This window comes from Lentilactobacillus diolivorans DSM 14421 (assembly GCF_001434255.1).
Classification (GTDB): domain Bacteria; phylum Bacillota; class Bacilli; order Lactobacillales; family Lactobacillaceae; genus Lentilactobacillus; species Lentilactobacillus diolivorans.
The window spans coordinates 216,789-241,407 of sequence record NZ_AZEY01000079.1; the positions used below are offsets into that span (position 1 = coordinate 216,789).

Consider the following 24,619-nt stretch of genomic DNA (forward strand, 5'->3'; position numbering starts at 1 on the left):
ATGCAGATAATTTACACAGCAGGTGATAATTCGAAAGATTATCCGCAGGTAAATACCACTCAGAAAAAGATTTGTCAGGGATTTATTGATTTATATGCGCGAACGCCTTTGGAATTAATCACGATTCGGCAGCTTTGCCAGTCAATTCCGATTGCCCGGACAACCTTTTACCGTTATTTTGATAATGTGGCTCAAGTTGAAGAGTTATTAGTTGATCTGAGCTTATCTCAGGTGGGGCAGTTGATGACACTAATTGCTGAATTTAAGAATGACAACAGTAATCAGGTCGTTCAACAAATGACTAATTTGTTAGATGCAAATCAAGGAATCTGGAAACTGTTGCTGGTTACTGAGCGTTCTTCTGATTACACCAGGCAAGTTGAAAGAATTGTCAAAGCAGCTTTGGCAGGCCAAAAGCAAGCGAGTTATCTTCATGCGCAATTCTTGTGTTCTGTTACGATGGGATTTCTTATCGGAATTCTAACGGATCAGTTTAAGTTTGACAAAGAAGCACTAGTTGAATTGGAGCGCTCGTTGAGAAAACTGAGTGCTTAATTTAGAGACATTGTTTTAATGGACAAGACAAATCCCAGTTGGATAGGGATAAATTTCATATCAAGGGACATGCTACTTATCAGCCTAACGTGACTGGGACTTGTTTAGTACGATATTTTGTTTAATTAAATTAACAAATGACGGCTATTTTGCTGGAACACCTGCAATAATCTTAAATGCGTCAGCAAGGGATGCGTTTTTTTCAGCAAACTTTTTATTAAGAATTAATTGTCTGAATTGCTCAACTGAGATTTTTTCAATGTCCTTGTATGGGCTGGGTGTCACAGCAGCGTTGGTCTGATTAACCCCAGTTGTGAACGTGACGGTTAATTGGTTGAGATCGTCTAGGTGAACGGTGTAAAACTCATAATACGAAGAATTCTCGTAATGACCAATCAGTTCTTTATGACTGTTAAAATAGTTGGTGATAAAGCTGTTAAATGCTTCCGGTGAGTTCAATGATGATTTCCAATCCATAATTGTTTTTGTCATATTAATTCGCTCCTTTATTGCGATCAAAATGTCAACAATTGATGTCGGTGAGGGAACTCAAAATAATTAAGTTTGTTCTTTCACTGGATCAACTATCATAATAATCATTTTATGACTGATTACAAGAGGAAAGATTGATGTAAACGTTGACAATATCACATTTATTGATGTAACCGTTATCTTGGAAGCCATAAGTGTCACATTATATTGATGGCCGTAACCTTCATCGTTTGCTGGATAATTGATCAATTTTTAACTAAATAATCAAAACGCTACACAAAACAGTGAATGTGTTCTTTTCTAAAAGATGGAAAGCGATTACAATATTGTTGTTGGTTGATATAGGGAACCAACTATCATGATAGTTAACATATTTTGCTAAGTTGTGTTCGGCCGTTCAAATAGAATTAGCTAATAATTGAAAGTAGTTGAATGAATTAGCGATGTACTTAGTTTCAACAGAGGAGATGGTTACTAGGTTCAACAAAGCTTTTGGAATTAGGCCCTAGATTGAATCATGAATCAACATTGATTGCGAATTATTGAATTTCATTTTGTATTATGGATTAGCTATTGTTTTAGTTTTCAGTATTGAAAAATGTAAGCGGATTAATTAGCTTTGCTTACTAATTTAAATAGAAAAGGTGAATATAATGTCACAAAATTCAGGAAATACGCCCGCTTGGCAAGACACTGTTTTAGACAGTCAACAGCCAAAGGCACCGATCAAAATCGGGATTGCTACAGGAATTGGTGCACTACTTTGGTTAGGACCATATCTAGGTGTTAATGCCGTTTTACTTCCTGCGAAGGTTGAACAGGTTATTCCTTCACAGAAAGCCCAAGTTGTTGCTTTACTAGCTTCAGCTGCAATGATCGTTGCAACACTTGCAAACATCGTTATCGGTGGTTTTTCAGACTTGACTCGTTCCAAATGGGGTCGTCGAACACCTTGGATTTTAATTGGATCAGTTGGTAGTTTAATCACACTGGCATGGTTCAATATGTCGGGAACCGTTCCAATGATGGTTATATCGTGGAGCTGCTATCAGATCTTTCTAAACGCCATTGTTGCACCGTTGCTTGCCTTCCTGCAAGACCAAGTTGCACCAAAGCATCGTGGGACAATTTCTTCAATTTACGCGTTCGGTTACGTGATTGGTCAGTATGGTGGTCAAGTTGTTGGTGCCCAATTCTTGGGTAATGTCGGAACTGGTATCTTGGTAATGGGCTTCTTAACATTACTATCAGGCCCAGTCGCTGCATTAATTGTTCGTGAGCCTTCAAGTAAGGGAATGCCTAAGAAGAGCTTCACGTTCAACATGTTCTTACAAAACTTTATTTTTCCACTGCACAATGCCAAGGACTTCTATCTTGCTCTCTTTGGTAAGATGATGATTAACACTGCTACGACTGCAATCATGGGTTACCAATTGTACATTTTGAGTGATTACATCAAGTTAAATACTGCCGGTCAACAAAAATATGTTTCAATCATTTCAATGATCCTGATGGTTACGGCGATCGTGATGTCAATTTCCGCAGGTCCTGTTTCTGATAAGATGCATAGTCGTAAAGTACCAGTATTTATCGCTGCTTTACTGGTTGCAGTAGGGGTTATCTTCCCAGCATTTACAAACGCATCATGGTCAATGATTGTTTATGGCTTGTTAGCTGGTTTAGGAATGGGAATCTTCTTCGCTGTTGACCAGGCGCTTAACCTTGAAGTATTGCCTAACCCACAAACTGCTGCTAAAGATTTAGGGATTTTGAACTTAGCAAATACCGGGTCACAAATTCTTGGACCGATTGTTGCTGCTTCAATCGTTACTGCAGCTCATGGTAGTTACTTTGGAATCTTCCCGGTTTGTGCCGCACTTGCACTTATCGGTGGTGTTTTAATCCTCTTTGTTAACGAGCATCGGGATGTTAAAGCGCAACAAGAAGAAGCAAAATAAATTTCAAATGGGTACTAACCGTTCCTGAGGGCTGTTATTGCTTTCACTGCCGCAGGAATTGGAACTAACTAAAATGTGAAGGCAAAAAATAACGCAGAGGTGAAAATTTAATGAGTGCAAAGCAAATCGAGACAACTCAAGATCAAAAATTACATGAAGTTGAATTGTCGACAACTACTGAAAAGGCCTTCAACAGTCTTGAGGTAGGAACTGAAAAGCACCAAGAAATTTGGGGCTTTGGCCAAACATTTAATGAGTTGGGCGCGGTCGCATTACAAAATCTTTCAGAAGAAAAACGAAACGAAATCTTAGATGATTTATTTACACCTAAGGGTATGAATTATAATATCTGCCGAATTCCAGTGGGAGCCAGTGACTATGCCTTAAATTGGTACAGTGCAGATGAAACAACTGATGATTATGATTTAGCAGATTTCTCAATTGAAAGAGACAAGAAATACTTGTTGCCTTATGTAAAAGCAGCTCAAAAACGTAATCCTGATATTGTCTTTTCAATTTCTCCTTGGAGTCCACCAACATGGATGAAGAGTCATCCGGTTTATAACTACGGAATCTTGAAGCATGATCCAAAGGTTCAACAAGCATATGCCGACTACTTTGTTAAGTTCTGTGAAGCATATGAAAAGGAAGGCGTTCACATTAGCTGGATCTTCCCACAAAACGAACCACAACGTGATCAGAAATTCCCATCATGTTACTGGACGGGTGAAGAATTACGTGATTTCATCAAGAACTATCTCGGACCAACAGTTGAAAAGTCTGGCTTAAAGGATACTCAAATCTGGCTTGGCACAGTCAACTCACCACTTGAAGATACTGAAATGACTAAAGATGAAACAACTGATTATCCAGTTATTGCTGAAACAGTTCTTTCAGACCCAGATGCTTACAAGTATGTAAAGGGTGTTACCTATCAATGGGCTGGTAAGTCAATCCTTCAACGGACGGTTCACTCATTCCCAGAGTTAGGCTACCTTCAATCTGAGAGTGAATGTGGTAACGGTGACAATACTTGGACTTATGCAGAATATGTCTTTAACTTGTTCCGTCATTATATTGAAAATGGTGTGAACGGCTATATGTACTGGAACTCTGTCTTACAAGGCGGCTCAAGTACTTGGGGCTGGTTACAAAATAGCATGATCTCTGTTGATGCTGATAAAGGAATCGCAACTAAGAACCCAGAATATTATGTCATGCGCCATTATGCTCACTATATTCAGCATGGTGCTCACTTGGTCGACTATACAGGTCATCTGTATGGTGAATCAACTGCCTATGAAAATCCAGATGGTAGTGTTGTTGTTGTCATGTCAAACAGCATGAATCATGGCAGAGACATCACGGTTACTGCCAAGGGTCAAACTTACAAGGCTAGTGTTAAGGCTCATTCATTTAATACGTTTGTGTTTGACTAATCAAGTAACAAAATGGGAATAACCAATATTAGGTTTCTGACACCTCCCCCATTCGATTGACTGGTTGATCCCATTTGTGAAAAGGTGTGTCATCGTTTATTCTAACAGAATATATTGCATAACTAACTTACGGGGAATTGGGGAATTCGACTATCAATAATGGTCTATTTCCCTTTTCTTTTTGGAAAGAATGAAGGCGCCAACATATGGACCCTACTTTTAATTTCTTGGGTTCAAAACAACTCCAAGTAGATTTGAACAAGTTATTAATAAAATAATAAATCGTTAGAATTAAACTATTCATTCGCACTATCAAGATATTACTTTGTTTTTGAGAAAGGATTATATTGTGATGATTAAATTTTCTAAACTATTAAAAACGGCTGTGGCAACCACGGCGCTTTTATTCACATTCTCAGTTACTAGCAAAGCTGCAGAAACTAAACCTACACCAATTTCACCCGTAACGGTGCTGGATTCTAAGACTAATAACGATGGAAGCGGCTTTCTTAATGATAAAAGCTATGGTGTACTCTCTCCAAGAGTTATTGAATTAAAACACCAGACGGATCCTAAAAATAACGGAAAGTTGCTTATAACCTTTGAACAAGTTATTACTAAGAAACAGAGTCAAAGCGGCAAGCATCCGGTATTTCCAATCTACGAAAGTGATGATCACGGTCAAACATGGAAATGGTTAAGCAATGTCAGTGAAACTCATAGGCAAGGTTGGGGGAAAACAAATTGTCCTCAACTTTATGAACTTCCTCAAAAAGTAGGAGATATGCCAAAAGGAACTGTTGTTCTAGCAGGGTGTGCAACCCCTAACGACTTAAGCAACGTAGAATTAGAATTAGATAAAAGCACTGATGCAGGTCAATCATGGAACTATGAAAGCACAATCGCTACTGGTGGACAAAATCCTGCTGATCAAATAGGAGATGACCCAATCTGGGAACCATTTCTAACTGTTTCAAATAATAAGCTGCTTTGCTTTTACTCAGATGAGACGGATAATACAATTTCTAGGTCTCAAACGTTAGTTCATCGAGCAACGGTTGATGGTACAAACTGGGGTAATACGGTGGTTGATGGTGCAACGAACAACGATACGAGAAATCGACCTGGAATGCCAACCGTTGCGTCAATTGGTAATGGTCAATATGCGATGACTTTTGAATCAACTGGAGGCGCGAGAGTAAAGATTACCGATAATATTGAAAAATGGGATGCTAATAATAAAGGAACGAATATTGCGTCTGGAAACAATCCATATATTGTTACTTTGCATAACGGTGAAATTGCATACAATGATGGTAACAACGATGTTGCGGTATTTAAAGATAAGTCTGTGATTACTACTAATAATGCTATTAGTCATGCGACTCGTTATAAGAGCAAAACCGGGACAGCGTATAATCGCCAGTTAGTAACACTTTCTAATGGAATGTTGTTGATTGCTAACGGTGGCTCGCTGCATAGTGATAATAAGATTCAAGTTGAGACTATTGATGTTGGCGACACGGCACAACAAGGTAAGGTAACCATTCATTACGTTGATCAGAATGGTAAGCAGCTTGCACCAGATGATACGATCTCCGGTGTTATCGGAACTAATTTTGATGTGACTGGTAAAACGAATAAAGCAATTAGTGGTTACACACTTCAAGGCGTGACGGCTGGTCAAAACAGCTTAACAGGAAACTTCGGTGCCGATCCGATTGAGGTTACCGTCACGTATAATCCAGTGACAAGCGGCGGTGGCTCGACGGTTACTACACCGTCTTCATCAAGCAGTAGTTCGAGTTCGTCCAGTTCAACAGTGGTGAGCTCATCTTCGTCATCCACAACATCAAGCTCGACAAATACCAATGAAAGCTCATCATCCAGTACGACTAGCACCGAAGCATCGACAAGCAAGAAAGTAGCGCCATTTAAAGTTGTGGCCAAAAAAGCCTTGTATCGATACAGCAGTCCGCAGTTTACCAAGGCCAATCGAATTAAAGGGTATGCCCAAAAGACCATTACCAAGGCCCCAGTCTTTAAAGTAGTTGGTACAACTAAATCAACCAATGGTGCTTTAAGATACCGATTAAGTGATGGTAGCTATATCACGGCTAAAAAAGGTTATACAACCAAACTGTATTTGACTAAGAAAGTTAACACGTTAAAAGTCATCAATGCCAAGGGAACTTGGGAATACCGATCGACTAAGGCTGTTAAGAAGAATGCGGTTAAGCATCTGAAAAAAGGAACCGTTGTAACCGTTAAAAAGATTGTTAAGATTGGTACCACGACTAAGTATCAATTAACTAATGGTCACTATGTAACAGGCAACCGCCAATATGTTAAAGCTCAGATTTAGGTTGATATAAAAATTAAAAGTAGCACTCAAAGGATTCTAAATTGATTAGTAGGGTTTAGAATCTTTTCTGTACATAGAATAATGATTCACAGAAAAGAGGAGAAATAAAATGATAATTGATCAAGCGAAGAAACTTATTGGAGTTGGTAAAATAACTAAAGTCACTGAAGTCACTGAACTTTCAGGAGCCAAGTATCAAACCAAGGGCGATTAATTTGTGCTCAAAGACAAGGCCTATCGATCGTGATTCCTTCTGATGATTTGCAGCAAGTTCCTACTGGCGGTAATTATAAAGGAATAGTGAAAATTGCAGGGCAAGAAAAGCTGACAAAGATTGTTGTTAATGATTCAGCTGACCAAAGTGTGCCAAGAATTATCTTTGTTGATCTTAAACATTTCGAAGAATTACCTCATGTGAGTTCTTTGCCTGTTTCGATTAGTTGGGTTCGGAAAGAAGACCACTTAAAATATTAACATAAGAAAAAGGAAGGGTGTGGGACGAAAAGCTGCGGAAAGTTGCCTTTCGTCCCACTTTTTTCTACTCGGTAATAATCAACCTTCCTTTTTTTTTATATTCGATAATGAACGTTTGAAACAAATATTGTCCATTAGTAGACAGTAAATCATCTATATTTATGATGAGACTTTTAATAAAATGGTTATTGTAAGTTGGTTGATATCATTATTTACTCAAACTTTTGTAAACGCTTAACACGCTTATGAAAAACAGAATTACTGAAATTAAATTTGGAAGGAATAATTATCATGACAGAATATCATGTTTCTAAAACAGGTAACGATCAGAATGATGGTAGTAAAAATCGTCCGTTTTTAACAATTCAAAAAGCAGCAGATACCGCTATTGCCGGTGATACGGTGACGGTTCATGAAGGCACTTACCGCGAGTGGGTTAAACCGCTTAATCCGGGACTTAGTGATCGTCGACGGCTCGTCTATCAGGCGGCACCGGATGAACGGGTGATTATTAAAGGCTCAGAAGTTGTCAAACATTGGCAGCAAGTTGACGGTAATATTTGGAAAGCAACCATTGACAATCATATTTTTGGGGATTTTAATCCATTCGCAACAGCCGTGTGGGGTGATTGGTTAACTTCAATTGATCATACTAGTCATTTGGGATCCGTATATGTTGATGGCAAGGCTATGTTTGAATCACAGTCATTAGAGGCATTAAAGAATCCCGAGCAACGAAAGACGGTTGAAAACTTTTTCACGCACGAACAGCTACCGGATTTCTATTCAGAGGATACGAAGTTGGTTTGGTACGCAGAACCTCAAGCGCAGCAAACAATTATCTCTGCTAATTTTCAGGGAATTGATCCTAATAACGCATTGATTGAAATTAATGTCCGACCGTGTTGTTTCTTTCCTGAACGAACCGGGATTGATTATATTACTGTTCGGAATTTTGAGATGGCTCAAACGGCAACGCAATGGGCACCGCCTACTGGTAACCAACAGGGACTAATCGGACCACATTGGAGTAAGGGATGGATTATTGAAGATAATTTGATTCATGATTCAAAATGTAGTGGCATCAGTCTGGGCAAAGAACTTTCAACCGGTGACAGTTATTATTATCGCCGCTATGATAAACCGGGATATACGTATCAAATTGAAACGGTTTTTGCCGGTGAACATAACGGCTGGGATAAAGATCGTATCGGCAGTCACATTATTCGTCGCAACCATATTTACAATTGTGGGCAAACGGGAATTGTCGGTCACATGGGCTGTGCATTTAGTCAGATCTATGACAATGAGATTCATGATATCGCGACCCGCCATGAATTTGAAGGCTGGGAAATTGCTGGGATTAAATTACATGCTGCCATTGATACCCAAATTCGACACAATCGAATTTATCGCTGTTCATTAGGAACCTGGCTTGATTGGCAAGCTCAAGGAACACGGGTTCATCAGAATATTTACTATCAAAATGGGATGGATTTCTTTGTCGAAGTCTCACACGGTCCATTCTTGATTGAAAATAATATTTTTGCTTCTAAATATGCATTAAGACATCTTTCCGATGGTGGTGCATATGTTAATAATATTATTGCTGGCGACATGTTGGTTGATGATGTGCGAAACCGCTCGACACCTTATCACTTGCCACATAGTACAACCGTTAAAGGGATGACGGCGGTCTATGGTGGTGATGATCGTTACTTTAATAATATTTTCATTAGCCGAAAAACAGTTAAAAATTGTGGAACTGATATGTATGATGGGCATCCGCAATCGTTACAAGCTTATATTGATGATGTTCAAACGCAGGCACCAACTGATCTTGAAGGATACGAGGCTAAGAAAACGCCAGTCTATATTGATAACAATGCGTACTTTAACGGTGCCAAGAACTTTGCGGATGAAAAAAATTATTTATCAGAAGCGTCATTTGATACAAAGTTTGCCGTTGAAGAACGAGGAGAATCGCTTTATTTAAGAATGACACTACCAGAAACGTTTGACGACTTTAAAAATCCGATTAAAACAACGGCTACTTTGCCCCACGTGCGAATTGTGGATGCTGATTTTGAACAGCCGGATGGTTCTAAATTAACGGTGAATACTGATTTGCTGAATCAGAACAGTAATGACGATATTGCTGCTGGACCGATTCAGTCATTAAAGGGCGGTCAAAATCAAATCAAGATTTGGTAGTTGTCAAATGAATTTGATAGTTAGATAAACCCCATACTAAGATAATTTTTCCCTTGCAAAAAAGGATGGTTACTGCTAGAATACTTTTAAGTTTAATTATTAAACGCCAATGCCATCACACTGCGGGAGTGTGATGGCAGGCAGATTCATGTATCTAACTGAAGATGAATTCATTAATAATAGGGGAACGGGGAATCGACTATTTTTAGTCTGGTTTCCCGTTTCTTTTATGATCTAATGAAAGCGCTTTATTGAAGAGGGTGATTCAATCAACCATACAATTGAAATTAAAAAGAATCTCGTTTTGATGAATTGAGGGGTAATTAAGCGATTTATTGGCACAAAGATTCAAGGATTTTGAATTTCTGTCACGCCATTAAAATTAAATTAATGAAAAGAGGAATCATAATATGATTATTGATCAGGTAAGGGAATTAGTTGGTGTTGGTAAAATTACGGAAGCAAATGAACTATTAGGTTACAAGTATCAGACAAAGGGACGGTTAATTCGAGCACAGATTCAGGGACTGTCCATTGTGATTCCGACCGATAGTATGGAAGCAATTCCGTGCGGAGGCAATTATATCGGCCTCGTAGAAATTGCGGGGCAGGAGAACCTGACAAAAATTGTTGTGAACGAATCACAGGAACAAACATCCTCGGCGGTTATTTTTGTTGATCTTCGTGATTTTAACGAATTACCACACGTTAGTTCACTTCCAGTGTCGATTAGATGGATTGAACAAGAGTAAAGTGGTAGGCGTAATCTTTGGTTTAGAGAATTACATACGCTAATAATTCGTTCAAATAACCGAAAATGGCATTTTAGGTTATGTTCTTAAGAAAAAATAGTCATTGAAGTGAAACTTATTTTACCAGTTCCAATTACTCATAAAGGGGGACTGTTTCCGTCAACATTGATTAATGCTGATTCAGAAACAGTCCCCTTTAATTATGTAGCAAAAAATTCAATTAAAAGTAAGCTGTGACAAATAAATAACCCGCCAGTCCAAACGCTGCCAAAGAAATCAAGGCGCGCAATAAATGGATATTAACGTGACGAACAATAATTGGGCCAGTATAACCACCCAACAGCAAGCCAAATCCGAGTGGTACCACGTATAGCCAGTCAATGTGGGATTTAAAGATAAAGATAATTGTCGCAATCAAATTCCCAGCAAAGGCAATCACGTTCTTCATTGCGTTAACAACCGTAAATTTATCATCGGTAATGACTGAAAGAATCGCTAGGAAGATGACGCCACCCGCAGCACCAAAGTAGCCGGTGTAGGCGCCCACCAACACAATCCCGGTTAAACTGATTAACGAGACCCACCATCTGTGTTGAGGGGTTGCGTGGGCTGACTTAAGCTTTGTCGTATGGACATCCTTTTTTCGACCGGATAAGAATAGGAGAATTCCGGCAGCTAAGATAAAGAATGGCACAACCTTTTCAAATGAAGAGGCCGGGGCGACCAGCAATAAAATGCTACCGCCGACACTTCCTACAAGTGAGAGGGCCACAAAAACCAGTAATTTTTTCCAGTGCCCTCGAAGTTCCTTTAATGAAGAAGCAGTTGCACCAATTCCGGAAAAGATTAGTGCCGTCGTGTTGGTCACATTTGCGATAACTGGCGGGACACCAATTGCTAAAAGGGCTGGGTAGGAGACCAGAGATGCTAAGCCGGCGATCGAAGCCAATAAGCCAGCGGCAAATCCGGCAATCATTAGAAAAATAAATATCAAAACCATATATTTGCCACCCTTTCAAAAATTAAGATACTTCTAATATACTACAACTGGAGTTGTTCAAAAAGCGGCTTATGAGCAAAATACAAGCAGCTGAACCGAATATTCCCACTAAAGGGAATTAGGCCCAGCTGCTCATGGAAGTCGAAATTGCTATTTTAAATGTTGGTAATTTGGTGATAAATTATTTTATGCCGAAATATGGGTTGCTGGTTCAGTTTGATGACGTTTGATCGCTTTATTGAGGAGATACAGGAATGCTAATGAAATCATTGCGTAAACAGCTGAACCGATACTAATCTTATCAAGGCCCACAATTCCGACCATTACGGAGGCGGTTGCCGAGCCGAGTGAAATCCCAAAATTAAAGAAGATGGAGCTTAGGGATGAAGCCAAGACCAGTGACTGTGGGTAATCAGATTCGGCAATGTTAAGAAAATGAAGCTGGATCGGCGAGTTTAGGACCGTGACAATTAGCGTTAGAATCAGTAGAATCGCCATACCGGAAATTTTGTTGGTTAATCCCAAAGGCATCATCAATAACAAGATAATATCGGCAACATAGAATTTTGGCATCGCATTTAAACCGTTAGGACGTTCGGCGATCGCACCCGATAATCGGTTACTTAAAATACTCATGATACCAATGATAAACAGCAGCCAATTCAGACTAGTGGTGCTAAAGCCCATTGTCGTGGTTAGCAGTGGTCGGATATAAGTGTAGTAAGCATACATGGTTGCGGCCGTGAACAAGACAAGGACAATGCCATAATAAATTCGTGGGTCAAGCAATAAAGTAAGTTGATTTTTAATTGAACTCTGAGTTTGTTTCACCTTTTTAGGGAGTAGAAATACTAATAGAATAAATGTCACGATGCTGATGACTGAGATGTCAAAGAACGTATAGCGCCAGTTATAACTGGTACTAATCGCAACGCCAATGGGCACCCCAAACACAGATGCAATACTGAAACCGGCAAAGATCCAAGAGACCAGGCTGGCACGTTTATCCCTTGGCGCAATTGTGCTGGCAAATGTCATGACAAGTGAAATGATGGAGCCGGCGGTTGTGGCTGTGATAATTCGAGAAATGACCATAAAAATGTAGTTGGTCGCTAACCCACTGAGGGTGTTACCGATTAAAAAGACCAACATTAATGATAATAATGTTTTGTAACGGTTGTAACGGCTGGTAAGAACCGTTACAAATGGGGTACTTACCGCGTAGACTGTCGCAAAAATGGTAACCAGGTAGCCCATTATCGAGATTGGAACCTGAAATTGTTTAGATAAATCTGACAGGATCCCGACAACAATAAATTCATTGCAGCCCAGCATAAAGGCAACAAGAATAAAAATGAGCGATTGTAATTTGAACTTGCTCACGTGATTTTCCCCCTCGTTATTTAATCGTTGGTCTAAAGCGGACCTTTTACAGATTATCACAAAAGCATTAAGAATAGAAAGATAAATTTGAGATAGCTGAAAAAAGCTCACGGATTACAGCTGCTGCCAGCAGGCTGATTCGTGAGCTTTTTATTTCATTATATATATTGGAAAATCAAGTGAACCATTCTTTATTATGATGGATACCGTTCTGAAACCATACTGCGTTGATGCAGATAAGTTAGACCTCCAAAGATAACGGTCCAAGCAATAGCGCCAACCGCACCAATAATATCTTGGGGAATAAAGAAGAGAGTGACGAAGATAATCGCAAAGAAAGCAATTGTCAACGGACTGGTGAAATGATACCAAGGCATTTTAAATCCGTCTGGTAGAAAATCGCTGGATTCCCGATACTTACGGTGAGCAATCATGACAAGTGCATAAACGATGATGTACATATCATTTGATGAGCCGGCAACAATTGTAAAGACGGCACCAGTTGCGTTGGTCAAACTCATGAGTGGCGTAATGAGGAGCAGCAGCGCTGAGATCTTAATGGCAGCAGCTGGAACCCCACTCTTGGAAATCTTGGCGAAATGTTGGTGCATCCAAGCGTCTTCGGGTAATTCATCCGCTAATTGATAGAAATGACGACCCGCCGAAAAGATAAAACTGTTCAGTGACGATGAAGCAGAAGTTAACACAACAAAGTTGATGAATGCAGCGGCAGCCGGTAATCCGGCAAGCTTGAATACTTGAACAAATGGGCTGCTTGTTGGTGTTAAATGAGTCCAAGGAATGATGCCCATAATGACGATCATGGCACCGAAATAGAAGACCAAAATCTTAAGTAAGGTTTCGTTAACGGCTTTCTTAATGATTCGATGGGGTGTCTTGGCCTCACCAATGGTAATGCTGACAAATTCGATTCCCTGAAAGGCGAAGAAAGCCATTGGAAATGCAGAAATAAAACTCAACCCACCGTGTGGGAACATGCTGAAGTTGTGGAACAGATTTTGAACGGAAGCGTGACCAAGTGGGGTTACTGAGTGGCTGGTCATCATAAAAATACCAGTTACAATTAATGCCACGATTGCGACAATTTTGATTAACGCGAACCAAAATTCAGCTTCACCAAACATCTTAGCAGCAATCAAGTTAATCGACGCCAAAATTCCTAAAAAGACGACTTGAATCAGCCAAGCCGGCACATTTGGCAGCCAGAACTGAACATAAGTTGAAATTGCCGAGAGTTCCGCCATGCCACAGAAGGTTAATCCCAGCCAATAGGTCCAACCCGTAAAATGACCAACCGTGGGGCCTAAATAGCGCGTGATAAATGAAACAAAGGTATGTTGCGATGGGTCCGAATATAGCATTTCGCCAATTGCCCGCATCATCAAGAAGAAAAAGATTCCTAATACTAAATAAACCAATAGAATGGAAGGACCGGTTTTACTAATTGTTGTTCCCGATCCCAGAAACAGCCCCGTTCCGATGGTTCCACCAATCGCAATCATTTGAACATTTCGGTTGCTTAGAGAGCGCATCGTCCCATCTGCGTTTTCAGTTACTTTTGTCTTTTGCATCCAAACTCCTCCTTGTTAGTATTAATGATTTATGGAAAAATTAGAGGCCCTCTAATTAATTGACATTATCCTAACATGACGGTGTTGAAAATCAGGTATTTGGAGCAGATATTTTTACATGATTTTGCATTTTAGAACTATTTTTAATGAAAATAAGGCAAAAGTTGTGATCAGCCTATGAAAACAAAATAGTTGTTTCAAAAAGGTGTTTTTATAAATTTGGCACGAGTTTGGTGCTAAAAGGCAGATGAAGTGACTATTATTTGGTGGCTTTAGCAGGTTGGCATTGGTAAATTTATGGGTGTCATGTTTGTTGGAGACCAGTAAGTATTTTTTTAAAATTGAAATGTGCGAGAGGAAAGTAGTCTCCGGTTATATAAGGTGCTTAACCCAATGTTCCGGGTTCAGGGATGTTGTTATTTAGCTGAAACGTGCGAGAGAAAAGCAGCTTCCGGCCATATAACCCCTTCCAGCCAATATCCCCAAACCAGGAATATTGGCTGGAAGGGGTTATATTCTGGAAGCTAACCGCGGTTTTTCACACTCTATTACTTTTCCGGCAGCCTCAACGGTCTTGGGCCTATATTTGTCGTGAAGGCCACGTTGGTATGGGTATTGCCAAAGTCCTTTAGTGACGCGTTAAATTCGTTTAGCTCAGTCATCGTTTTATAAAAGACCTTGAGCTGTACCGCCGCATCTCCCGTAATATAGTTGCATTCCACTACGTTAGGTACTTTTGCAATAAATTTTACAAATTTAGGCATTTCCTTGTAGCTTACGTCAAGTCGGACAAACGCTTTGATTAGATAACCTAATTTTTCGTAATTAACATTCGCGGTGTAACTATTAATAAAGCCATGATTTTCTAAATTCTGTAGGCGGACTGAAGCCGATGGCGCTGAAATAAAACATTTTTCAGCAATCTTTTTAATGGAAATTCGGCCGTCCTGTTGAATAATGTTAAGGATTTTTCGATCAAGTTTATCCATTAGGTATCGCTTCTTTCTAATTATGAATCGTTAATCTTCATTATACTATGATCTCAACAATTTTTTAAAACCGGACGAATGACGCATTAAATCAGCAACATAACCATTATCGAGTTGGCTCAGCCTTTTTTGACAACTTTATTTAAATAAATCACTGAAAGGGCTTGCATTTTTGATGATCTCTTTTTATAATAGGTCTTGTAAGTTGGTTGTGTGAACGAACTAATCTAAAAACAAAATTGGAGGCTCTTTTTATGAGTTACTGGGACGTAGATAAAATCAAGTACGTTGGTACAGGGAACAAAAAGTCTGGTTTAGGATTTCAATACTACAATGCCGATGAAATGATCGGTGGCAAGAAAATGCGTGATTGGTTGCGATTTGCTGTTGCATACTGGCACACATTTGATCAACGACTAGTTGACCCATTTGGTGATGGGACTGCTATTCGGCCTTATGATAAATACACTGACCCAATGGATCAAGCCTTAGCCAAGGTTGATGCCGCATTTGAATTTTATGACAAATTAGGTGTTGACTTCCTTTGCTTCCACGATCGTGACCTTGCTCCTGAAGGTGACACATTACGTGAAACCAACAAGAACTTAGACAAAGTCGTTGATAAGATTGTTGAAAATCAAAAGACTTCTGGCATGAAGGTTCTCTGGAATACGTCGAACTTATTCACTAATCCTCGTTTTGTTGCCGGTGCCGGCACATCTCCATATGCTGATATTTTTGCTTACTCAGCAGCTCAATTAAAGCATAGTTTGGAAATTGGTAAGCGGGTTGGTTCTGAAAACTATGTCTTCTGGGGCGGCCGTGAAGGTTACGAATCACTCTGGAATACTGACATGAAGCGTGAACAAGAACATGCTGCCAAGTTATTCCATATGGCTAAAGATTACGCTAATGAAATTGGCTTTGATGCTCAAATGCTTCTTGAACCAAAGCCAAAGGAACCAACCACTCATCAATACGATTTCGATGCTGCAACAACCATTGCCTTTATGAAGGAATATGGTTTGGACAAAGACTTCAAGCTTAACTTGGAAGGTAACCATGCTAACTTAGCTGGTCATACTTACCAACATGAAATCCGGGTTGCTCGTGAAGCTGGTTTACTTGGTTCACTTGATGCCAACCAAGGTGATAAGTTAATCGGTTGGGATATTGATGAATATCCATCAAACCTTTACGAAACAACTGCTGCTATGACTGAAGTTGTTGAAAACGGAAGTATCGGTCCTCGCGGTGGTTTGAACTTTGATGCGAAACCACGTCGTTCTTCATTTGAACCAGATGACTTATTCTACGGCCATATTGTTGGTATGGACAGTTTCGCCGCTGGTTTGCGAGTTGCCGTTGCCATGAAGCAAGACGGTGTGCTTGACAACCTTGTTAAGGACCGTTACAGCTCATACGATTCAGGTATTGGTGCTGAAATCGAAGCTGGTAAAGCAACCATGAAAGAACTTGAAGATTACTCATTGGATAAGACTCAGAAGGAATTGCGTGATGCAACTCATTCAGATCATCTTGAGGAAATCAAGGACACAATCAACCATTATATTATTCAGACTTTGAAATAAAGAATGAAGTAAACGGATGATAGATGATTAAACGAGGTCAGGGCAAATGAACATCTTGTCTTGGCCTCGTTTGCTAATTACAATGTTTATTAAGTTAAACTTGTGACGAAAGGGAGGTACCTCGATGACTGAATGTGTATTAGGCGTTGACCTGGGGACCAGTTCTGTAAAAGTTTCCGCAGTGACGCGATCTGGTGAAATTATCGCCCAAGAGGGGATGGACTTTCCACTCCGCCAACCCCAACCCGGTTACGCTGAGCAGGATCCCAACGATTGGGTGAATGCAACCACGGTCGCAATTGTTCGATTGATTTTGAAGGATAAATTAAAGCCGGAACAAATTAAGGGAGTCAGCTATTCCGGTCAAATGCATGGATTGGTTTTGCTTGATAAGGATAATAATATTTTACGACCGGCAATGCTTTGGAATGATACCCGTTCGACGAAGCAGCGGGAAGAAATTATGGCTAAAATGGGCCATCGATTTATTGAGATTACCCATAATAAACCACTTGAAGGATTTACATTACCTAAATTACTTTGGGTTAAAGAGAATCAGCCGGATATTTTTGCTAAAGCAACGACCATGCTGTTACCTAAAGATTATTTACGTTTTAGAATGACTGGTAAATTGGTGATGGATTATTCTGATGCGACCGGAACGGTCATGTTGGATGTTGAGAAACAACAGTGGAGCAAGGAAATCTTGGATGCCTTTGATATTCCGGAAACAATTTGTCCACCGTTGGTTCGCTCTATTGATAACACGGGTCATATTACGAAGTGGTATTCTGAATATTCTGGCTTATCAACTGACACGGTTACTTTTGGTGGCGGGGCTGATAATGCCTGCGGTGCTGTGGGAGCCGGAATTGATAGTCCAACCAAGGTGCTTTCAAGTATTGGGACTTCGGGCGTTATTTTGAAGTATGAGCCACAGAAGGAAACCAACTATGAAGGTGTCCTCCAATATGAAGATCACGCGATCCCAGATGCTTTTTACTCAATGGGGGTCACATTAGCAGCCGGCTTTTCATTGAGCTGGTTTAAACGAACATTTGCGGCTGATGAAGATTTTACGGAAGTGGTCGAAAGCGCGGCTGAATCGACAGTGGGTGCCAATGGCTTATTGTTTGCCCCATATATCGTTGGTGAACGGGCACCGTATGCGGATGCCGATATCCGGGGAAGCTTCATTGGAATTGATGGTATTCATAAGCGCCATGACTTTGTTCGGGCGGTTTTGGAAGGTATCATTTTCTCTTTCCGCGATATCATGGATAAATACGAAGAAAAGGGCAGTCAATTTGATACGGTGGTCTCAATTGGCGGCGGTGCAAAAAGTCCGCTGTGGCAACAAATTCAAGCCAACATTTTTAATGTTAAGGTCGTTTCATTAAAGAATGAACAAGGTCCAGGATTAGGAGCAGCAATGTTAGCGGCTGTTGGGATGGGATGGTATAAAGATATTTCAGAATGTACAAAAGTGTTCGTTCAATTTAAGGATGTCTTTTTACCGGAACCGGAAAATGTGTCGAAGTATCAAAAGCTGCATGATATTTATCAGAAGATTTATCCAAGTACAAAGGAAATTACCCATGATTTGGTGGGGTATCGGCGCGAGGAGCAGAGTGCAAAAAGCGACGGTTAGCTCCCAGAATATAAGCAAACAATCCCAGCATTCCATGTTTTGGAATGCTGGGATTGTTTGCTTATATGGCCGGGGGCTGTCGCTCTTTTGCACGTTTAATCTAGGTATCAGTGATGATTCGCAGATATAAACCTGCAAGGTGTGTTTGCTTATATGGCCGGGGGCCATCGCTCTTTTACACGTTTAATCTAGATAGCAGTGGTGATTCACAGATATTGACAAGCAAATCGTAACACCAATCATAGATGGGGGTTACAGCCTTGAAAGTGTACGGTACGAATCAGAAAAAAATACGTCCATTTTGACTTTAGAAAAAAGCTAGTTTATAACCATTCTTAATTGTTAGAAAATTGTTGATAATGATTTTTGTGATATTTACTAAATAAAATAGCTTGAAAACAGCTCCTTTCGGCCTTTTTTGACGTCACTTGACATAACGCCTATAATAATTTTTGTATCGATTCGACTCTTTAAAAATTAGTAAGGATGTTATCATGACAAAATCAAAGACACCACAATGGCAGAAGAACATGTGGGCGTTGTGGTTTGGCAATTTTGCCACTGGCGCCGGCGCAAGTATGTCATTGCCCTTTTTACCATTATTTATTTCTGAAATGGGGAATTTTCCAAAATGGCAATTAACCCTTTATTCAGGTCTGGCGTTTGCCAGCGTTTTTCTTAGTCAGGCAGTTGTCTCACCATTATGGGGAAATTTGGCCGATCGAACTGGCCGAAAACCAATGCTGTTGCGTGCGGCCATTGGGATGACCGTTAGTGCGACATTGACGGGCTTGTCCACCAATGTTTGGATGCTGATTTCAATTCGTTTTATCCAGGGAATGTTTTCTGGTTATATCAATAATGCTTATGCTTTGATTGCCAGTGAGGTTCCAGCAGGTCAAAGTGGCCGAACAATGGGAACATTAACAACTGGAAATGTGGGTGGTCAACTCATTGGGCCAATTATTGGTGGTTATCTATCTGGAATTTTTGGGTTCCGGTTACCGTTTTATATTTTTGGATTCATGATGTTTCTAGCTTCATTATCGACTTGGCTTTTTGTTAAGGAAGACTTTAAACCCATCAAAAGAGCCGCCAAAACAGGTATTAAAGATGCTTTTTCTGGAATTGCTCATAAGCATGTCGTTGTTGCCATGATTATTTCATCAATGCTGATTATGGCTGCTACGACTTCGATCAACCCGATTATCAGTTTATTCGTAAAGGAATTAATGCATAATCACGGTAACATTGCATTTGTCAGTGGTGTCATTGCCGCACTTCCTGGAATTGCAACGTTACTCACGGCACCACGATTAGGGCGATTAGGGGATCATATTGGTCCTGAGAAGATTTTACTTGCGGGCCTAATTGTTTCCGGAGTCGTTTATTTTCCGATGTTTTTTGTGACAACGGTTGGTATTTTGGGAGTTCTAAGATTTTTGATTGGGATTGCTAATGCAGCTTTACTACCAATTACGCAAACTGTAATGACTTTGGAGGCACCCGCTCGGTCGGTTAGTCGGATTTTTAGTTATAACCAGTCATTTCAGGCAATCGGCGCCGTTATTGGGCCGATGTTGGCTTCCGTAGTTGCGGGGGCACTGGATTATCGGTATGTTTTCTTAATGACCACTATTTTGGTGCTTATCAATTTAATAGTGGTTGTGATTGCTTATCGAAAAGATGGCGTTAAGCTAAAGGGAAGCTAGTGCTGTTTGGATCACTATTAACTGAATGATGTTGGTGGACTTGGACGAAATTGGTCCGAGTCTTTTTTATAGTTATCGTTTGTAAGTTTTTCCCGTAATTTACCAGGGACGTCGCTAATGCCTGATATAAATTTCTCGGCAAATTATTTGTATTAGGCAAGGAAATATAATAGAATTTGTTCAAATCAGAGAATAAAAATGTTAACCGCTAGAAAAGGAAGTGTGGATTAGAGGGGGCGACAAAGATGCTGTTATTGTTCAGGGTATTTGATATCATGTTACTTATTTTCGGAGCTGCCGTTTGGTGTACAGATCGGGGCTATACAAAGCGGTTTGGTTCTGAATCGGCCTACTTGGCCAAGATTTTGCAGAAGGATGGTTCGGGTTTAAAGAAAGCTTTAAGTCCGGATCTCTCAATTACAGAAGAGACTCGGCAGATGGTTCTTAAGCGATTAAAGGCGATTCAGCGCTGGTACTGGTTGTCGCAAAAGAAAGCCACTTTAGTTTGGATGCTGTTATTGCAAGAGTGTTTAGTTGTCTTTGCGAAACAGAATGCCGGCTTAATTATTGTTGAGGCGGCCTTGTTGGTTGTGGTAACGCTGATCATGATTGCCAGCTGGCGAACAGATAAGGCCAGAGTTGAGATTGAAGTTGAGTTAAAAAAGTATGAAGATCGTTTGTGGTTTGAGTATACAAAGGCTTAAGCTATGTTTGTCAGGTTTTTGATGACTATTAAGATTAATCAAATTAAGAATTTATCCAGCTGGAAATTGATTACTGTCAAATTTCTAACTGGATTTTTTGTTGAAGCTTTTGTCACTAATCAATTTTTCTGAGAATCTCACATTTTTTTCTCACGTGGATCAGAGTGTAGTCGTTTGAATCAGATGATAATCTCTAATCACTGAAAATGAAATGAGGCGATCGGAGTGAAACATCGAGTTTTAGAAAATAAAGTCCCTGAAATTACAGCGCTTTTTTGGGTTTCAAAGTTAATCTCAACGATGTTAGGTGAGTCAGCTTCTGATTTTTCGAGTCAGATATTTGGCCAGCAAAATCAAAGCCTAGGCGAACTTTTTACTGTTGGGTGGTCTCTGTCACTTTTCTTAATATTTTTGTATCTCCAAATGCGGGCTGATAAGTATCAACCAATTTTCTATTGGAATTCAGTTGGATTATTAGCAGTATTTGGTACTTTTTCGGCTGATACTTTAAAATCATTAACCGGGTTACACTACGCCGAAACAACGTTGATTTTATTCGTTTTAATGCTAGGTTTCTTTATAGCTTGGTATGTGACAACAAAAGACCTATCTATTCATCATATTACTTCTAGGATAAAAGAAGCCTTTTATTGGTTAACAGTTGCTGCGACTTTTATGCTTGGAACAGCTGCAGGAGATTGGTTTGCGACCGCTCGAACAGGTGGTTATAATGTTGATCCTACTGGCCTAGGGTGGGGATTTCTAAATACCGGGCTCATACTGGGAGCCGTTTTCCTTGCGATTCTTGCTTATCGGGCTTATTTCCGTCCTAAAGAAAATAGTTTTATCGAAATTGCAACTTTCTGGTTTGCTTATATTTTGACTCGCCCAGTTGGTGCAAGCTTTGCCGATTACTTTGGTTATAATTTTGATAAGGGAATCTTAGGGAATCAGTGGATGACAGTTATTGGTTTGGGGTTGTTTACTATTGCGGTAATTACTCTTAGCAAAAGAAATCAAGGGGATTTACAAATTGCTCATAAATAAACACCTTGAAAAGACTGTGGCCATTTTAAACCGGCCTCGAATTGAATGGATCGATATTGCTAAGGCGTATGGGATTATTGCGATTGTGCTGGGGCATGTTTTACCGGGGAGCTCAGTTGCTCATTTCTTATATTGGTGGCATATCCCATTGTTTTTCATAATTGCCGGTATTTTTTTAGAACCACTGACAAATGTTGACGACTGGCATCGTTTTTATGAGCGACGGATTAAAAAGGATCTTTTTTCATACGTGAGTTTAGGGATACTGCTGATTTGTTTGTATACAGTCATCCATCATAAGGGGACTCAGTTTTTGATGACCCATTTACCAGACTTAATTATCGGTGGGCGGACATTAAATTTTTATACAAGTACCTTTTGGTTTGTAAATGCCTACTTATTGACAATTGGTGTGGTTACGATATTGATTTCATTAACTAAGAATCGAATCATCCAATTAGCAGTTGTCGTAAGCGGGTTACTATTGGGAGCTAGTTATCAGCAGGTGACTTGGATGCATATCAATGGCTTTGCAATGATGCCGTGGAGTATGGATACGGTTTTGATAACGGCTTTTTATACCTATTTAGGATACCTGTTGTTTCATGTGAATCCACGATGGATTGAAAGAGCCAAAGCCGCTATTCCAATTGTAATGACTGCGGCGATTATTATTTTTATCCATTTAGAGGGTGAGTTCAATTTTCGGTTATCATTAAAATCGCATTTGATTCAAAGTTCATTACCTCGATGGGTCGCACTAGCAACAGTTCCGGTTATCTTGACGCTGGCAATAATGGTTTGTGCATACGTGACGTCACATCTACCAATTAAATTTGGGCTGTCACTTATTGGCAGGCATACCTTAGCGATTATGTATGGTCATAAAATACTTTTAGACTGCTGTCGGCTAATTGGCATCGATAATCCATTGGTCAAATTAGCGGTTGGAGTGATTTTTCCTGTAATTATTGTGCTTGTCGGGCAGAGGGTCCAAAGATTAATTTTTGTTCCAACTTACTAGATTGCTTTATCAATCGACAAAGGTAGCGTTATCATTTCATAATGAAAACCTTTACTTTATATAACCCTCTTGAAATAGTTGGCGAAGCGTTATAAAATCAACTGTCAAGAGAGAAAATTGATTGGAGGCATTCACGTATGAAAGCATTTCTGCAAATAACGGACTGCTTAATGCAGTTTTTCATGATTGGCATTTGGTTCGTTGACTGGATGCTAATCCGATACCAGGGACGGAAGTCATCACCCGTTGCGGTACTTCTTCAGCGGAATGCCTCAGGCTTGCGCATCGCGTTAAAAGGAAAATGCAACGTTCCTCGTCAGTATCATAAAGATATTGACCGGTTATCCAGAAAAATTGATCGATGGTATTGGTTATCACATAAGAAGCTGACCTTAGTCGTTGTCTTGGGCGTCCAGGAATGGCTGATTTTTACTGCTAAACAAGGGTGGGGATTAGTCGCCGTGGAGTTGTCAATGTTAACAGCTTGCATGTTAATCTTGATTGCTGATTATAAAGCTAATTCGGCCCGATTAGACTTGGAAAACATGCTGAGTCCTTACCAAGACCGACTGTGGTTTGAGTATTCGTTGCGTAAAGACTAAATCGTCAAAGAGATCCCGCTAGTCACTTATAATGAAAGAAAGCAATGAAATTGTATTCTGACATTTTAGTTGACTAGCGGGATTTTTGCATATGTGGACACCTAATTTAGTTGATTAATAGGGAAAAGGTAAATAAAAGCCATATCCTCGCCTTTTCTTGGGCTGGACGGCTATAATGTAAGTACGCACAAAAACAAGGGAGGCATTGCGATGTCAATTTTAACTGATACGTATACGCTGAATAACGGATTAGCAATCCCAAAAGTCGGATTTGGGACCTGGCAGATTCCCGGTGGTCAACAGACCTATGATGCGGTTAGTTCGGCATTGAAGGCTGGGTATCGTCACATCGATACTGCTAAGGCTTATCGAAATGAGCACAGTGTTGGCGAGGCAATTTTAGATTCGTCAGTTGATCGTGAAAATGTGTTTGTAACATCAAAATTACCAGCAGAAACTAAAACTTATGATGGGGCCATTGCTGATTTTCGTTCAACAATGAAAGCCTTGGATTTATCGTATTTGGATCTTTATTTAATTCATGCCCCGTGGCCATGGGGTGATCGTGGCAGTAATCATGATGAGGAAAACGTGGAAGTCTGGAAAGCAATGCAGGATATTTATGCCAGCGGCCAAGTGAAGGCCATTGGGGTTTCCAACTTTAATGTTCATGATTTACAAAACATTATTGACCATGCGGATGTGAAGCCAATGGTTGATCAAATTCGTTATTTTGTGGGCTATACAGAACCACAGATCACTAAGTTTGCCCAAGATAATGGCCTGTTGGTAGAAGCCTATTCGCCATTGGCAACGGGGGCAATTTTAGAAAATGAAGACATTAAGCGAATTGCCGCTCGCTATAATGTGAGTGTTGCCCAACTCGCCATTAAATTTGTTCTTCAAAATGGGGTTCTGCCATTGCCAAAGGCGACTCATGAAACTCACATCAAGAATAATACCAAGCTTGATTTTGAAATTAACGATCATGATATGCAGGTTTTAAATCAACTGACTGAGACGGATATGGGATAGGATTAGTCAGTGTTTCATGTGTTTTGTAATAGAGAGGCC

Annotated in this window: 20 protein-coding genes; 15 read left to right on the plus strand and 5 right to left on the minus strand. The window is 40.0% G+C overall.

The features are described 5' to 3' along the window. Nucleotides 1-555 carry a TetR/AcrR family transcriptional regulator gene (locus FC85_RS09205; RefSeq protein ID WP_057865235.1) on the plus strand — a complete coding sequence of 185 codons (555 nt, stop codon included), beginning with the start codon at nt 1-3 and terminating at the stop codon, nt 553-555. A gap of 144 nt (nt 556-699) precedes the next feature. On the opposite strand, the gene FC85_RS09210 is transcribed toward FC85_RS09205, so the two are convergent. Next, nucleotides 700-1,047, minus strand: a complete 348-nt coding sequence (locus FC85_RS09210; protein ID WP_057865236.1) for a hypothetical protein — start codon at nt 1,045-1,047, stop codon at nt 700-702. Between the two features lie 653 nt (nt 1,048-1,700). Here FC85_RS09210 and FC85_RS09215 point away from each other — a divergent pair. From FC85_RS09215 to FC85_RS09240, 6 genes are all read left to right on the plus strand, one after another. After that, nucleotides 1,701-3,005 (plus strand): MFS transporter, encoded by a 1,305-nt coding sequence (locus tag FC85_RS09215; RefSeq protein ID WP_057865237.1) that lies wholly within the window; start codon nt 1,701-1,703, stop codon nt 3,003-3,005. A gap of 110 nt (nt 3,006-3,115) precedes the next feature. Next, entirely contained in the window at nt 3,116-4,444 is a 1,329-nt protein-coding gene (locus tag FC85_RS09220) for a glycoside hydrolase family 30 protein (RefSeq protein ID WP_057865238.1), read from the plus strand. Between the two features lie 352 nt (nt 4,445-4,796). Beyond that, the gene (locus tag FC85_RS09225) at nt 4,797-6,809 is read left to right on the plus strand and encodes a DUF5776 domain-containing protein (protein WP_083485077.1); all 2,013 of its coding nucleotides are present in this window, start codon (nt 4,797-4,799) and stop codon (nt 6,807-6,809) included. Between the two features lie 243 nt (nt 6,810-7,052). Beyond that, complete coding sequence (locus tag FC85_RS09230; protein WP_057865240.1) at nt 7,053-7,283, plus strand: hypothetical protein; 231 nt, start codon at nt 7,053-7,055, stop codon at nt 7,281-7,283. Nucleotides 7,284-7,574: 291 nt separating this feature from the next. Continuing rightward, on the plus strand, nt 7,575-9,497 hold the full coding sequence (locus FC85_RS09235) for a right-handed parallel beta-helix repeat-containing protein (RefSeq protein ID WP_057865241.1): 1,923 nt from the start codon (nt 7,575-7,577) through the stop codon (nt 9,495-9,497). A 410-nt stretch (nt 9,498-9,907) separates the two neighbouring features. Further along, nucleotides 9,908-10,249, plus strand: a complete 342-nt coding sequence (locus FC85_RS09240) for a hypothetical protein (RefSeq protein WP_057865242.1) — start codon at nt 9,908-9,910, stop codon at nt 10,247-10,249. 220 nt (nt 10,250-10,469) lie between these two features. Here the strand turns inward: FC85_RS09240 and FC85_RS09245 are convergent, their stop codons facing one another. The 4 genes from FC85_RS09245 to FC85_RS09260 form a co-directional block, all read right to left on the minus strand. Next, nucleotides 10,470-11,249 (minus strand): sulfite exporter TauE/SafE family protein, encoded by a 780-nt coding sequence (locus FC85_RS09245; protein WP_057865243.1) that lies wholly within the window; start codon nt 11,247-11,249, stop codon nt 10,470-10,472. 186 nt (nt 11,250-11,435) lie between these two features. Continuing rightward, nucleotides 11,436-12,632 (minus strand): MFS transporter, encoded by a 1,197-nt coding sequence (locus tag FC85_RS09250; RefSeq protein ID WP_057865244.1) that lies wholly within the window; start codon nt 12,630-12,632, stop codon nt 11,436-11,438. Between the two features lie 194 nt (nt 12,633-12,826). Beyond that, nucleotides 12,827-14,224 carry an amino acid permease gene (locus FC85_RS09255; RefSeq protein WP_057865245.1) on the minus strand — a complete coding sequence of 466 codons (1,398 nt, stop codon included), beginning with the start codon at nt 14,222-14,224 and terminating at the stop codon, nt 12,827-12,829. Between the two features lie 548 nt (nt 14,225-14,772). After that, nucleotides 14,773-15,213: an Lrp/AsnC family transcriptional regulator gene (locus tag FC85_RS09260; RefSeq protein WP_057865246.1), complete on the minus strand. Its 441-nt coding sequence runs from the start codon at nt 15,211-15,213 to the stop codon at nt 14,773-14,775. Nucleotides 15,214-15,467: 254 nt separating this feature from the next. On the opposite strand from FC85_RS09260, the gene xylA reads away from it, so the two are divergent. From xylA to FC85_RS09300, 8 genes are all read left to right on the plus strand, one after another. Beyond that, nucleotides 15,468-16,805 carry a xylose isomerase gene (gene xylA / locus FC85_RS09265; protein ID WP_057865247.1) on the plus strand — a complete coding sequence of 446 codons (1,338 nt, stop codon included), beginning with the start codon at nt 15,468-15,470 and terminating at the stop codon, nt 16,803-16,805. 124 nt (nt 16,806-16,929) lie between these two features. Then, nucleotides 16,930-18,456 carry a xylulokinase gene (gene xylB, locus FC85_RS09270; protein ID WP_057865248.1) on the plus strand — a complete coding sequence of 509 codons (1,527 nt, stop codon included), beginning with the start codon at nt 16,930-16,932 and terminating at the stop codon, nt 18,454-18,456. A 494-nt stretch (nt 18,457-18,950) separates the two neighbouring features. Next, nucleotides 18,951-20,168 carry an MFS transporter gene (locus FC85_RS09275; protein ID WP_057865249.1) on the plus strand — a complete coding sequence of 406 codons (1,218 nt, stop codon included), beginning with the start codon at nt 18,951-18,953 and terminating at the stop codon, nt 20,166-20,168. 245 nt (nt 20,169-20,413) lie between these two features. Next, nucleotides 20,414-20,872, plus strand: coding sequence for a hypothetical protein (locus FC85_RS09280; RefSeq protein ID WP_057865250.1), 459 nt, complete (start codon nt 20,414-20,416; stop codon nt 20,870-20,872). Nucleotides 20,873-21,097: 225 nt separating this feature from the next. Beyond that, nucleotides 21,098-21,919, plus strand: a complete 822-nt coding sequence (locus tag FC85_RS09285) for a COG4705 family protein (protein WP_225427599.1) — start codon at nt 21,098-21,100, stop codon at nt 21,917-21,919. Further along, entirely contained in the window at nt 21,906-22,943 is a 1,038-nt protein-coding gene (locus tag FC85_RS09290; RefSeq protein WP_225427600.1) for an acyltransferase family protein, read from the plus strand. Before FC85_RS09285 ends, FC85_RS09290 begins: the two co-directional genes overlap by 14 nt. Nucleotides 22,944-23,080: 137 nt before the next feature. Beyond that, nucleotides 23,081-23,545 (plus strand): hypothetical protein, encoded by a 465-nt coding sequence (locus FC85_RS09295; protein ID WP_057865253.1) that lies wholly within the window; start codon nt 23,081-23,083, stop codon nt 23,543-23,545. A gap of 210 nt (nt 23,546-23,755) precedes the next feature. After that, entirely contained in the window at nt 23,756-24,580 is an 825-nt protein-coding gene (locus FC85_RS09300) for an aldo/keto reductase (protein WP_057865254.1), read from the plus strand. Nucleotides 24,581-24,619 lie beyond the last annotated feature (39 nt).